This window comes from Streptomyces tamarix, from assembly GCF_032423885.1.
In the GTDB taxonomy this organism is placed as follows: Bacteria; Actinomycetota; Actinomycetes; order Streptomycetales; family Streptomycetaceae; genus Streptomyces; species Streptomyces tamarix.
Map to the genome: position 1 here is coordinate 107,158 of NZ_JAWCTQ010000003.1, position 12,236 is coordinate 119,393.

The following is a 12,236-nucleotide window of genomic DNA, read 5'->3' on the forward strand; positions in this document are numbered from 1 at the left end:
CCGCCGCGGGCGCCCCGGCGGAGGGAGGGGCCGGCGGGGTGGTGCAGTATGCCCGGATGCGAAGAGGACTGGTCCACGCCCTGGCGTGGCTGCTCGCCACGGGCGCGGCGGTCGCCCTCTCGTGGTGGGGCGTGCGCACGGTGATGTCCGGCACGGTGTACGACCGGCCGAGCGCCCTGCCGCTGACGGGGGCGGCCCCGGAGCCGTGGGCGCCGGCGACGTGGCAGCCGCAGGACTCCCCGTCCCCGTCCGCGCCGGAGGTGGCGCCCGCGACGCGCCCGGACCCGGCGTCCCCCGCCGCGTCCCCGGCGCCGCCGGACCGGAGCCGTACGTCCGCCCCGCCGCCCCCGTCCGCGGCGCCGACCGCCGGGTCGGTGAGGAGCTACGCCGTCGACGGCGGCCGGGTGGCGTTCGACCTCGGCGAGACGTCGGCCGAGCTGGTGTCCGCGACACCGGCGTCGGGGTGGCAGATGCAGGTGTGGAAGCAGGAGCGCTGGATCCGGGTGACGTTCACGCGGGACGGCCGGGAGGTCTCGGTGTTCTGCGTCTGGCACGACTCGGCGCCCCGCGTGGAGGTCGACGACCGCCGTACGTAGCGGACGGCGCGGCGGGCCGGGACCGCCCCGGGCGCCCCGGCCGCGAAGGGCCGCCCTAGTCGCGGAAGACGGAGGGCGGCGGCTCCGGGGACGCCTTCGCGGCGGCGTCCGTCACGGGGGCGGCGCCGCCCGTGAAGTCGGCCAGCGCCCGCCCGTGCTCGACCCGGCCCGGGTGCGGGTCGCCCGCCACGCGGCGGGTGAACTCCGCGACGGGCAGCGGCGCGTCGGAGGCCACCAGGACGGCGTTGCCGAAGCGACGGCCGCGCAGCACGACCGGGTCGGCGGCGAGCGCCAGTTCGGGGAAGAGCGCGGCGGCGGTGGCGATCTGGCCGCGCAGGTGGGCCAGCGGCGGCCCGTCGGCGAGGTTCGCGGCGTAGTGCCCGCCGGGCCCGAGGACGCGCCGCACCTCGGTGAGGAACTCGGTGCTGGTGAGGTGGGCGGGGGTGCGGGCGCCGCTGAACACGTCCGCGATCACCAGGTCCGCCCAGCCGTCCGGCAGCTTGGCGAGCCCGGCGCGGGCGTCGCCGCCGCGCACCCGTATCCGGGCGGCGGGGTCGAGCGGCAGGACCCGCCGCACGAGCCGCACGAGCGGCGCGTCGATCTCCACGACCTGCTGGGTGGAGCGGGGCCGGGTCGCGGCGACGTACCGGGCGAGGGTGAACGCCCCGCCGCCGAGGTGCACGGCGTGCAGGGGACGCCCGGGGGGCGCGGCGAGGTCGACGACGTGGCCGAGGCGGCGCTGGTACGCGAAGTCGAGGTGCGCGGGGTCGTCGAGGTCGACGTGCGACTGCGGCGCGCCGTCGATGAGCAGGGTCCACGCCCGTGGCCGCTCCCGGTCGGGCACCAGTTCGGCCACGCCGCCGTCGACGGCCTCGCTGACCGTCTCCGCCACGGCCGCCCGCCCGCCCCGCTGCCTGTTCCTCGCCACCCGTCCATTATCGGCCCGCCGGCGGCGCGGCGGGCACGGCCCCGCACCGCGGCGGGCGACCGGAGCGCCGGCTGGAAGAACGGCGAGGACGAACAGCATCTGCTGCGCGGTCGGGTGTACGGCCACGGCACACACGTGGCGGGCCCGTCCCTCCGGGGCGAGGTTCAGCCGGATGGCGGGCTTTCGGCAGGTGGAAAGCCGGGGAGCGTTGGTTGTCGGTCTTCGCTCCGTCGCAGGAGGTGTTCCGGATGAGCAGTAGGCATCGCATGGCGAACCCGGCGGTACTGGTGGCCGTCGTTGCGGTGACCGCGCCTGTGGCGTGCGCCTACGTGTGGCAGGTGGTGTGCGACGCACGGCCCTGGCTGCGCGCCGGGCGGCTGCCGGGCGGGCGCCGCAGGAAGGTATCGGGTGTCGACTAAGGGAGTACCCCCATGGGGCGAAGTGTGGTGGTGACGGGTGCCACCAGCGGTATCGGGCTGGAGACCGCCGTGCGCCTGTGTCGGGCGGGCTACGAGGTCTTCGCGACGGCGCGTAGCCAGGAGAAGTCGGACAAGCTGTCGGCCCGCGCGGAGGAGCAGGGCCTGCGCATGCGGTGCCTCGTGCTCGACGTGACCGACGCGGCGGCTTGCGGAGAGGTGTTCGACGAGATCGCGTCCCGTACCGGGGGCGGCCCGTGGGCAGTGGTGAACAACGCCGGTGTCACGGTGCCCCGCGCGGTGGAGGACGTGGACGAGGTACAGGCCAGGCTGGCGATGGAGGTCAACGTCCACGCCCCGGCCCGCATCTCCCGGCTGGTGCTGCCCGCGATGCGGCGTCGTGGAGAGGGCCGCATCGTCAACGTCTCGTCGACCGCGGCCCGCGTCGTGCTGCCGTTCGCCGGGTGGTACAGCGCCAGTAAGGCGGGGTTGCACGCGCTCACGCACGCGCTGCGCATGGAGACGCGGGCCTTTGGCGTCCACGTGTCGCTGGTGGAGCCCAGTTTCCACGCCAGCGCCCTGCTGGAGCACGCCGCGCAGGAGATCGGCCGCCCGAGCGCGGTGTGCGACGAGTACAGCGCCTGCTACCGGGCGCTGGCGGCGAGCCTGCGGGAGTCGAAGCGCTATCCGGGGCCGGGGAACGCGGCCCGGATCGTACGGCAGGCACTCGAGGCCGAGAGGCCCCGGGCCTGCTACCGCGTGGGGGCGGTGCCCCGGATCGGCACGACCCTGGACACCGTCCTCCCGTACGCGGTCGGCGACCAGGTGAAAAGAGCGTTCGCGGGCCTGCGCGCCCCTACGGCGCTGGAACGGCGCTTCACGCGTCTGATGGGTCTGCCACAGGCGTGAGAGCGACGGACCGGACCCGACTGAGCCGGTTAGGTGGTGTGGCGGTGACGCGTCGGCGAGTGGCGACGCCGCCCACCACACGCGTTGTTAACGTCCCCGCATGATCGGTTGGCGTGCGCGGCTGGAGGCGGTGGCGGTCCACCTTCCGGAGCGATGGGTTCCGCTCGGTGAACGAGAAGAGCAGATCGACATCGCCAGTAAGTCGTTCACCCCTCCCAGGGGCCTGGTGACGCAGTTGACCGGCGTGCGTGGTGTGCACCTGGCGGGACCGAACGAGCAGCCGTCCGCCCTGGCCGTCCATGCGGCCCGCAAGGCATTGGCCGACAGCGGGGTCTCACCCGACGACATCGACCTGCTGATCTTCGCCTCCAGCAGCCAGGACATGGTCGAACCGGCCACCAGTCACATGGTGGCTGACCAACTGGGCGTCTCCTGCCCGGCGTTCGACGTGAAGAACGCCTGCAACAGCGTGCTGAACGCGATCGAGGTGTGCCAGGCGCTTTTGAACGGTGCCAGCCCCTACCGCAGGGCGCTGATCACCTGCGGGGAGACCCCCTCTCGTGCCACCCGGTTGGCGGTTCCCGACCCGGCCGCCTTCACCCGGGCCTTCCCGTCCTACGGATTCTCCGATGCCGGCGCCGCGCTGCTGTTCAGCACCGTCAGGGCCACCGAGGGGGCGCCGGGTGTGCTCGGTTGCCGCTTCGCCGCCGATTCCAGCGCCTGGCCGTGCGCGACCCTCCTCTACGGCGGCAGCGCCTCACTCGCGGAGCCGGACGAGGAACACCGCTACTTCCGGATGGACAGCGCCCGTCTGCGGCAGAGCATGCACGTCCTGGTGCCCCGCGTGTTCACGCTCCTCGGGGACCTGGGCCTGACGGCCGGGGAGCTGGCCTTCGTCGGCGTGCACCAGGTCATGTCCCGCGACGCCCAAGACCTCTGTGACGCAGGGGTCGGCGTGGACGAACGGCAGCTCATCGCGACCCTGCCCGACCACGGCAACGTCGCCGCCGCTTCACTGCCCCTACAGCTCACCCGGGCCCTCGCCGAGGGGCGGGCCCACCCCGGCGACCTGGTCGCCCTGCTCGGCATGGCCGCGGGCAGCAGCGCCGGGCTCGTCGTACTGCGGCTGTGAGGACCGTCCCCGCCCACCGGCCCCGCCGCATCGCCCGACCGTCCCACCACCGGCATCCCCTCAATGGAGAAAGGAACGCCGCATGTCCCTGCACGAATCCGTCCGGCAATGCATGTCCCAGCACTTCAACCTTCCCGTCGAGTCCATCACCGCCGACGCGACCCTGAACGATCTCGGCATGGACTCCCTCGCCATGGTCGAACTGGTATGCGTACTGAAGGAGGAGCTGCACCTGAACCTGTCCGAGGCCGACGTGGTCGTCAGCCCGGATTCGACTTTTGACCAGGCAGTCCAGGCAGTCCAGGTCGCAGCGTCCGCCGGCTCTGTACCCGTCGCGCAATGGACGGCACCGGCGTGACGCGCTCGCGGATCGCCGTGACCGGCCTGGGGCTCGTCACACCGGCCGGCATCGGCACCCCGGCGACATGGAGCGGCGTGTGCGCCGGCCGGGCCACCGCGGCCATCGACCCGGACCTGGAAGGCGTACCGGTCCCCATGAGCTGCCGGGTCCCCGGCTTCGACGCGCGGGCCGCGGTCGGCGGCCAGGTGTGGCGCATGGACCGGTTCACCCACCTGGCGCTGGCCGCCGCCGCCGAAGCGGTCGCGGACGCCGGCTGGGACCCCACCGTCTGGGACGGTGCCAGGGTCGGTGTCGTCGTCGGCGTGGGAACGGAGAGCAAGTACGCCCTGGCCCTCGCGGCGGAGAAGACGCGGCGCCGCCAGTACGAGGCGGTCTCGCCCCTGTCGGTGCCGCGCATGACGCCCAACGCCGCGGCCGGGGAGATCGGCATCGCCCTGGGGGCCCTGGGCCCCAGCCTCGCCGTCAGCACCGCGTGCGCCTCCGGGGCCACCGCCCTGTGCGTGGCGCGGGACCTGCTGCTGGCCGGGCGGTGCGACGTCGTGCTCGCCGGCGGCGCGGAAGCCGCCTGCGAGCCGATCACCTCCACCTGCTTCTCCCGCATGGGGGCGCTCTCCACCCGTCTGGAGGATCCGGCCGGCGCCAGTCGGCCCTTCGACGCCGACCGCGACGGCTTCGTCCTCGGTGAGGGGGCCGGCATCCTCGTACTGGAGCGCCACGACGACGCGCGTGCCAGGCGGGCCCCGATCCGGGCCCTGTTCGCCGGCCACGGCACCTCCACCGACGGCTACCACTACGCGGCCGCCCACCCCGAGGGCGCGGGCCTGGAGCGCGCCTTCACCGCCGCGCTCGACGACGCCGGCCTGGAAGCCGGTGACATCGGCCACGTGAACGCGCACGGCACCTCCACCCCGATGAACGACCGGGTGGAAGGCCTCACGCTCGCCCGCCTGTTCGGTGGACACCCCCCGCCCGTCACGTCCGCCAAGGGGGCCCTCGGCCACTCCCTCGGCGCGGCGGGCGCCATCGAAGCGGCCCTGAAGCGTACTGACCCTCCAGACGGCCACCATCCCGCCCACCGCGAACACGGACCGCGTCGACCCCGTCCTCGACCTCGACGTGGTCACCAAGTCCCCCCGCAGCCGGCCCGGTCTGCGCGCCGTGGCCTCCACGTCCTGCGGCTTCGGCGGCCACAACGCCGTCCTCGTCCTGACCGCCTGCTGATCCGCCCCGTGACCGGCCCGCAGCCGGTCACGGGGCTCCCGGCTCGCCGAGCGGGTCGGCCGGTGCGCCCGGCGAACCGGCCGCCCGCACCCCGGCGCCGTCCTCCGCCCCCCGCGGCCCACCGCCGCGGACGGCGAACGGGCGGGGGACCCACCAGTTGGCCCGTCCGGCCAGCGCCATCACGGCGGGCACCAGCAACCCGCGCACCAGCGTGGCGTCCAGCAGGGCCGCCAGTGCCAGTCCCACCCCGAACACCTTCAGCACCACCAGCTCCGAGCTCGCCAGCGCGGCCATCACGACGGCGAAGGTCGCCGCGGCCCACGTGAACAGCCGGGCGGTCCGGTCCAACCCCGCGCAGACCGCCGCCTCGGTCTCCCCGGTGCGTTCGTACTCCTCGCAGACCCGGGTGAGCAGGAAGATCTCGTAGTCCATCGACATGCCGAACGCGCAGCAGAAGACCAGCACGGGCATCAGCACGTCGGTGTACCCGGCGACCGCGAAGTCGCCGAGCAACCAGGCCAGGTGGCCCTCCTGGAAGATGTGGACCATGGCGCCGAAAGTGGCGCACAGGCTCAACCCGTTCAGCAACAGGGCCTTGACCGCCAGCACCACCCGCCGGGTGAGCAGCACCACCAGGAGCAGCAGCACGCCGGTGACCAGCAGCAGCACCGCCGGAAGCCGCTCGGACAGCGCCTGCTGCGCGTCGGCCAGCCGCGCCCCGGGGCCGCCGACCAGCGCGGGAGCCGGAGCGGGAACCGCCCGCAGCGCGCGTACCAGGTCCCGGTTCTCGGGCCCGTACGGCTCGTACCGCGTCGCCACCGACAGCCAGACGCCCTGGTGCGAGACGAACCGCGCGGCAGACTCGGCGGCCCCGGTCGGGTGGCCGGCCCGGTACGAGCCGGTGGCGGTGTCGACCCGGACGACCCCCGGCCGGTCGGCGAGACGCCGTGCGTAGTCCTCCAGGGCGGCCGGGCGGGCACGCACGTCGAAACGCGGCATCACCACGGTCGTCGCGCCCACCACCGCGCCCGCGGCGGTGAAGTCCTCGCGCAGCACGTTCGTGCTGTTCCCCACCGCGGAGGAGGCGGGCAGTACCCGGTCGTCGAACATCCCGAACCGCACACCGGCGAACGGCGCCGCCACCAGCAGCAGCCCGGTGGTCACCGCCAGCGCGACGGGCAGCGGACGGCGCATCACCGCGCGGGCGCACCTGCCCCAGCGGCCCGGCGGGCGGGCTCCACCAGGGGACCCCGGCCTCCGCCGCCACCGGGCGAACACGTCGGCCCGCTCCAGCCGGTCGCCGAGGACGGCCAGACAGGCGGGCAGAACCACGAGGTTCACCAGCGCGGCGAGCACCACGACGGTGATGCCGCCGTACGCCACCGACCGAAGCAGCGCATGGGGAAACAGCAGCAGGGTCGCCAGGGCCGCCGCGACGGTCACCGCCGAGAAGACGACCGCCCTGCCGGCCGTCGACAGGGCCACGCGCAGGGCCTCCTGCCGCCGCGTCCCGTCCACCAGCTCCTCCCGGTAGCGGGTCAGCAGGAAGAGGCTGTAGTCCACGGCCAGCGCGAAGCCCAGCGCGACGCCGATGTTCCACGCGTACACGGACACCTCGGTCCAGGCGGTGAACAGGCGCAGCACCACCATCGTCCCCAACGCCGCCAGACCCCCCACCAGCACCGGCAGCACGGCCGCCACCGCCGACCGGTACACCACCAGCAGCACCAGCGTGGTGGCGGGCAGTGCCAGCAGCTCCGCCCTGTGCTGGTCGCGTCCTGCCTGCCGCATCACCTCGGCCTGCACGGCGGCGTCCCCGTTGGCGGACACCGTCAGCACCCCGTGCCCGCCGGTCAGCTCCGGCAGCAGGCGTCCGGCCGTACGCGCGGCCCGCGCCTCCTCACCCCGCAGCCGTACCAGGACCAGCGCGCTCCGCCCGTCCGCGGAACGCAGCTCCCGCCGGCGGTCCGGCCAGTACGACACCACCCTCCGCACCGAGGGGTCCCGGGCCGCCGAGCGTGCCAGACGGTTCCCCGCCGCGACGGCCCGGGGGTCGTCGACCGAACCCTCCGCGACCCGGGCGACCAGCACCACGTTCGCCCCGGCGCCGCCGAACTCCTCGTCCAGCGCCTTCTCCGCCCGTACCGCCTCCGCGGCCGCCGGTACCTGGCCGGATGCCGACAGGCGCTCGTGGACGGGATACCCGAACCAGCCGGCGCCGACCGCGGCCACCGCGGCGGCCACCAGGACCGCGACCCGCCACCGCGTCACGGCGGCGGCGAGGCGCGCCGACCACAGGGCGCCGGCCTCGGGCCCCCGCTTCCCGCCGCACCCGGCACCGCCCCCGCCTGCTTCCGAGTTCCGGCGCACCGTGTCTCCTCCTCCTTCGCGACGAGTGATGTGCGGCGACCACGGCCCGCCGGGAGAGTCCGGTCACGGCATCAGACCCGCGCGGCGCCACCAGTGGCGCTGCCCCGGACCGATCAGGCCGACCTCGGTGAGGAAGGCGACGGCCTTGCGCCCCGATCTCTGGAGAAGCGCACGGTGGTGGGGGTTGGCCAGCGCCTGCCGCCGGGCGGTCGCGGGGTCGAGTCCGACGGCGCGGTACACGGCCGCGGGCATGCGGTGGGCCATGAACGCGCAGGCGGTCATCCCGACGAGTTCCCGCTGGATCCGGACGTTCGCCGGGGACGCGGTCCGCACGGCGTGCGCCAGCTCGGTACGGGCGAAACCGACGTGCCGGGCCTCCTCCACGACGTGCACCCGGCAGACCTGGCGCACCAGAGGGTGCACGCGCTCGTCGTTCATGCCTTCCCGCTGGACGAGGTCGTTGACCTCCTCGGACAGCAACGTCACGGCGAAGGTCCCGACCTGCCCGTACACCACGCTCGTCAGCGAGAAGAGGTGGTTGACACGGCGGGGAGGGGGATAGGCCCGGCAGCCCATGGCGGAGATCAGCCGCGCGAACATCAGGGAATGGCGGGCCTCCTCACCCACCTCGGTCAGCGCGTAGCGGGTGCGGGAGTCGGTCAGGTCCCGGCCGGCCATGTACCGGCCGAGCATCTGCATCAGGCACAGCTCGGTCCAGATGCCCCCACTGGCCAGCGCCGCCATCTCATGACGCGACAGTTCGACACGGGACGCTTCGTCCATGCCCCGCCACAGGGGGGTGCCATACAGTGACACCCACTCGGGCGGCATGAACCAGGCCCCCTCCTCGAAGGGGGTCTCCCAGTCGATGTGCGCGTCGGCGTCGGGGTGTTCGGCGGAGGTCTTGAGCAGCCGTTCGGCTACAACCTGGGGATCGTGCACGGGACAGTCCTTCGCGGGGGGCGTCGCCGTCACGCCGTGCCGGCCGGGACGGGTCCGTCCAGCCCCTGGCCGCATGCGTGACGGCGACGCGGCAACGGTGCGGCGCGCCGCGGTGAACGTGCGCGAAGGAGCACGGGAATGCGGACCCGGTGGCTTCCTTCCGACGAGCCGAGGGAGGTGATCATCGAGCAACCTAGCAACAGAGGCGCGTCCCGCGGCTGTGCCGCGCCGTCCGCACCCGGCCGAGCCTCCGACGGGTGACGGGGAGGCCTCGCGGACGCGAACCACGGCGGAGTCGCCGGGGCCGGGCCGTCGGTGGTCGGACCGGCGCTCTTCGGTGAGGATCTCCTCGGTGGAGCGGATGAGGGTCTGGGCGATGCCCGGGAGCGGCCCCGGGCACACGTCGTCGTCGACGCGCCGCGGCGGGCCCCGGCGCGCACCTAACCGCAGTCGTCGGCGACCTTCAGGAGGCGGGCCGCCTCGTCGAGGGCCTCGCGCAGCAGCACCGGGTCGGTGACCGGGTCGGTCTCGGCCGGCGGGAGGAGCCAGCCGCTGCCGGGCACGGGCGGCTCCGGCGCCGCGTCCCGCGGGGCGTCCGGGCCGGCCGGCAGGCGCAGGCCGCACCCGTCCGTCCGCGTGCAGGCGCTGCCCGGTACGTCCCAGGCGGCGGCCGTGCCCGGCGGGACGAGGAAGCCGAGCGTGTCGCTGGCGCCGTCGTGGAGGACCGGGCCGACGGCCGGGGCGCCGCGGCGCAGGATGTCGACCGCCTCCAGGCCCTGCCGGGCGGGGACCGTCACCAGGTCGCACGCCTGCTCCGCGGGCCGTTCCCGGGCCCGGGCGCCGTCGCGGGCCCCGCCCGCCGGGGGGCGGGCGCTCTCGTCCCGCGTGGGCGCGTGCCGCAGGGTGGTCTGCGGTTCGCCGCCGTCGCGCGGGCCGGCCTCCGTATCGACCTCCAACAAGGGATCCCCTCCTCGCTCGAGTCCCGAGTGGAGACACGTTCCGTCTCTCCGCCCGGTTCAACGGCGGGGGGCGTCAACAGCTACGGCGATATCCCGCCGCAAAGGATGGCAGTTCATGGCGGATGGGGTATGAGATATCCCGTTTGTAGCCAAACCATGGGTATGTGCCCTGTCACAGCCGGTACGTTCTTGCTCCGCCGGAGCATCGGCAGCACGTAGGAGAGGGCTCACCATGGCCTCGTCACGGGCAGTTCCGAATCTCGCCTTCCGCCGCCTGCGGGGGCGGCGCTCCCCCGCGGAGTTCGCCGCCGCCGTGCGCCGGGCCGCGCGGGAGATCGGGGAACAGGTGGCGTGCGACGCCCGCTACATCGGCCGTGTGGAGTCGGGTGAGATCCGCTGCCCCAACTACGCGTACGAACGGGTGTTCCTGCACATGTTTCCCGGTCTGTCGCTGACCGACCTGGGTTTCCTCGCGCGGGAACGCGTACGGGGCCGGGCGGCGCGTACGGCGGCCGGTGCGCCGGCGCCCCCCACACCTTTCCGGAACGATGAGGAGAGCGACGTGCTGCGTCGCGCATTCATGACGGGCGGCACCGCCACCGTGGCGGCCGCCTCCCTCGGCCTCGGCCCCGCCGCCAGGGCCGCGGAGCCGGGCGGCGGCCAGGACGCGCTCGGTGCGATCCCGGCGCCCCGCGCCGGCGGCCGGTTCGGCGAGACCGAGGTGGCGGCGGTCGAGGAGGCCGTACGGCGCATCCGGCTGCTCGACGACCGGCACGGCGCCGACGGGCTCTACGCGCGGGCCGCTGGGCCGTTGCGCTCGGCGTACGCGCTGCTCGACACGGGGAGGGCGACCCGGCAGTCGGCGGCGGACCGGCTCCACTCGGGCGCCGGCGAGCTGGCCCTGTCGGTGGGCTGGCTGGCCCACGACTCCGGCCGGCTGGAGGACGCCCGCTCGCACTACGCGGAGGCGCTGGCCACCGCGCGCGTGGGCGGCGATCCGGGGCTGGAGGCGCACGCGTTCTCCAACACGTCGTTCCTGGCCAGGGACGACGGCCGGTTCCGGGAGGCGGTGCGGGCGGCGCAGGCCGGACAGCGCGCGGCCGAACACCTGGCGTCGGCGCGCCTGCTGGCGCTGCTGGCGCTGCGGGAGGCGGGCGGCTGGGCCGGGCTCGGCGACCGGGCGGCGTGCGAGGAGGCGCTGGGGCGGGCGCACGCCCTGTTCGAGCGGGGCCCCTCGGACGCGGACCCGGAGTGGATGTCGTTCTTCGGGGAGCCGGAGCTGGAGTTCCTGGAGGCCCAGTGCTGGTCGCTGCTGGGCGAACCGGACCGCGCGGTGCGCCACGCCCGCCGGGCGGCGGCGCTGGACGACCCGCACTTCGCCAGGAACCTCGCCCTGTACCGCGCCCAGCTCGCCTCCGACCTCGCCCGGGGCGGCGCCCCGGAGGAGGCGGCGGCCGTCGGCGAGCAGGTGCTGGACCTGCTGGGCGACGTCCGGTCGGCGCGCATCGAGTCGATGCTGGCCGAAACCGCCCGCGTCCTGCACCCCCACCGCGCCGCCCCGCGGGTCGCCGCGTTCCTCAGTCGCCGCCGGCCCCTGATCCCCCGTCAGGGCAGGGCGTAGGGCGGGCGCCCGCTCCGGGGATCCGCTCCGGCCACCCGCCCCGGGGTCCGCTCCGGCCGCCCGTACGGGGGTGCGGCGGCCCGGCCGCCGCGGGGCCCCGGTCGGGCGGGCCGGGTCACCGCTCCAGGTGACCCGTGTCGTTCCAGCGTTCGATCGCGGGCATGCCGTACGCCCAGCCGAGGGCCGACAGGCTGGTCGGGTCGAGGCGGACGCGGGCCGCGAACGCGATGTCCTCGCCCAGCCAGCGCGCGGCGATCGACCGCAGGATGTGGCCGTGCGCGAAGACCAGCACGTCGCGGTCGGCGGAACGGGCCCACTCCACGACCTCGTCGGCGCGGGCCGTCAGCCGCTCCAGGGTCTCGCCCTCCGGGACGCCGTCGCGCCAGATCAGCCAACCGGGCCGGGACGCCCGGATCTCGGCGGGGGTCAGGCCCTCGTACGCGCCGTAGTCCCACTCCATGAGCGTGTCCCACTCCTCGGCGCGGGCGCCGAAGCCGGCCAGCTCGCAGGTCTCCCGCGCGCGGACGAGCGGGCTCGTGCGGATCTCGTACCCCTCCAGGCCCGCCCAGCGGGCGCGGTGCAGCCGCTCCCCCAGCAGCTTGGCGCCCTGCCGGCCCTCCTCGGTGAGGGGGATGTCCGTCCGGCCGGTGTGCTTGCCGAGCAGCGACCATGCGGTCTGGCCGTGCCGGGCGAGCAGGATGCGCGGTGCCATGGGGCGTACTCCTGGGGGTTCACGCGAGAAGGTGCACACGACGGCGGGTGCAACGACGTACCCGTCCAT

At 74.9% G+C, this 12,236-nt stretch carries 11 protein-coding genes and 1 pseudogene; 7 read left to right on the forward strand and 5 right to left on the reverse strand.

The features are described from left to right. Positions 1–56: 56 nt before the first annotated feature. The gene (locus tag RND61_RS03815) at positions 57–596 is read left to right on the forward strand and encodes a hypothetical protein (RefSeq protein WP_315876213.1); all 540 of its coding nucleotides are present in this window, start codon (positions 57–59) and stop codon (positions 594–596) included. 55 nt (positions 597–651) lie between these two features. On the opposite strand, the gene RND61_RS03820 is transcribed toward RND61_RS03815, so the two are convergent. Then, a complete protein-coding gene (locus RND61_RS03820) occupies positions 652–1,524 on the reverse strand; it encodes a spermidine synthase (protein WP_315876214.1) in 873 nt (290 codons plus the stop codon). 248 nt (positions 1,525–1,772) lie between these two features. Between RND61_RS03820 and RND61_RS03825 the strand changes: the two genes are divergently transcribed. The 5 genes and pseudogenes from RND61_RS03825 to RND61_RS03845 all read left to right on the forward strand — a co-directional run bounded on the left by RND61_RS03825 (position 1,773) and on the right by RND61_RS03845 (position 5,563). Next, complete coding sequence (locus RND61_RS03825; protein WP_315876215.1) at positions 1,773–1,943, forward strand: hypothetical protein; 171 nt, start codon at positions 1,773–1,775, stop codon at positions 1,941–1,943. A gap of 12 nt (positions 1,944–1,955) precedes the next feature. Further along, positions 1,956–2,849, forward strand: a complete 894-nt coding sequence (locus RND61_RS03830) for an SDR family NAD(P)-dependent oxidoreductase (RefSeq protein WP_315876216.1) — start codon at positions 1,956–1,958, stop codon at positions 2,847–2,849. A 100-nt stretch (positions 2,850–2,949) separates the two neighbouring features. Then, complete coding sequence (locus tag RND61_RS03835; RefSeq protein WP_315876218.1) at positions 2,950–3,981, forward strand: 3-oxoacyl-ACP synthase III family protein; 1,032 nt, start codon at positions 2,950–2,952, stop codon at positions 3,979–3,981. A gap of 82 nt (positions 3,982–4,063) precedes the next feature. Beyond that, positions 4,064–4,339 (forward strand): acyl carrier protein, encoded by a 276-nt coding sequence (locus RND61_RS03840; protein ID WP_315876220.1) that lies wholly within the window; start codon positions 4,064–4,066, stop codon positions 4,337–4,339. Next, a pseudogene (locus RND61_RS03845) lies at positions 4,321–5,563 on the forward strand (beta-ketoacyl-[acyl-carrier-protein] synthase family protein). The gene RND61_RS03840 and the pseudogene RND61_RS03845 overlap by 19 nt, the downstream one beginning before the upstream one ends. 27 nt (positions 5,564–5,590) lie before the next feature. Here the strand turns inward: RND61_RS03845 and RND61_RS03850 are convergent. From RND61_RS03850 to RND61_RS03860, 3 genes are all read right to left on the reverse strand, one after another. Then, positions 5,591–7,933 carry an MMPL family transporter gene (locus RND61_RS03850; protein WP_315876221.1) on the reverse strand — a complete coding sequence of 781 codons (2,343 nt, stop codon included), beginning with the start codon at positions 7,931–7,933 and terminating at the stop codon, positions 5,591–5,593. A 63-nt stretch (positions 7,934–7,996) separates the two neighbouring features. Further along, complete coding sequence (locus tag RND61_RS03855; RefSeq protein ID WP_315876222.1) at positions 7,997–8,875, reverse strand: AurF N-oxygenase family protein; 879 nt, start codon at positions 8,873–8,875, stop codon at positions 7,997–7,999. A gap of 440 nt (positions 8,876–9,315) precedes the next feature. Next, positions 9,316–9,834: a hypothetical protein gene (locus tag RND61_RS03860; RefSeq protein WP_315876223.1), complete on the reverse strand. Its 519-nt coding sequence runs from the start codon at positions 9,832–9,834 to the stop codon at positions 9,316–9,318. A 232-nt stretch (positions 9,835–10,066) separates the two neighbouring features. Between RND61_RS03860 and RND61_RS03865 the strand changes: the two genes are divergently transcribed. Beyond that, complete coding sequence (locus RND61_RS03865) at positions 10,067–11,455, forward strand: tetratricopeptide repeat protein (protein ID WP_315876224.1); 1,389 nt, start codon at positions 10,067–10,069, stop codon at positions 11,453–11,455. A gap of 115 nt (positions 11,456–11,570) precedes the next feature. Here the strand turns inward: RND61_RS03865 and RND61_RS03870 are convergent, their stop codons facing one another. Then, a complete protein-coding gene (locus tag RND61_RS03870) occupies positions 11,571–12,167 on the reverse strand; it encodes a histidine phosphatase family protein (protein ID WP_315876226.1) in 597 nt (198 codons plus the stop codon). Between the last annotated feature and the right edge of the window lie 69 nt (positions 12,168–12,236).

Bases quoted from the DNA above. Each gene is read 5' to 3' on its own strand.
- RND61_RS03840 (WP_315876220.1), top strand. From the start codon at position 4,064: ATGTCCCTGCACGAATCCGTCCGGCAATGCATGTCCCAGCACTTCAAC.
- RND61_RS03870 (WP_315876226.1), bottom strand. From the start codon at position 12,167: ATGGCACCGCGCATCCTGCTCGCCCGGCACGGCCAGACCGCATGGTCG.
- RND61_RS03825 (WP_315876215.1), top strand. From the start codon at position 1,773: ATGAGCAGTAGGCATCGCATGGCGAACCCGGCGGTACTGGTGGCCGTC.
- RND61_RS03865 (WP_315876224.1), top strand. From the start codon at position 10,067: ATGGCCTCGTCACGGGCAGTTCCGAATCTCGCCTTCCGCCGCCTGCGG.
- RND61_RS03835 (WP_315876218.1), top strand. From the start codon at position 2,950: ATGATCGGTTGGCGTGCGCGGCTGGAGGCGGTGGCGGTCCACCTTCCG.
- RND61_RS03830 (WP_315876216.1), top strand. From the start codon at position 1,956: ATGGGGCGAAGTGTGGTGGTGACGGGTGCCACCAGCGGTATCGGGCTG.
- RND61_RS03815 (WP_315876213.1), top strand. From the start codon at position 57: ATGCGAAGAGGACTGGTCCACGCCCTGGCGTGGCTGCTCGCCACGGGC.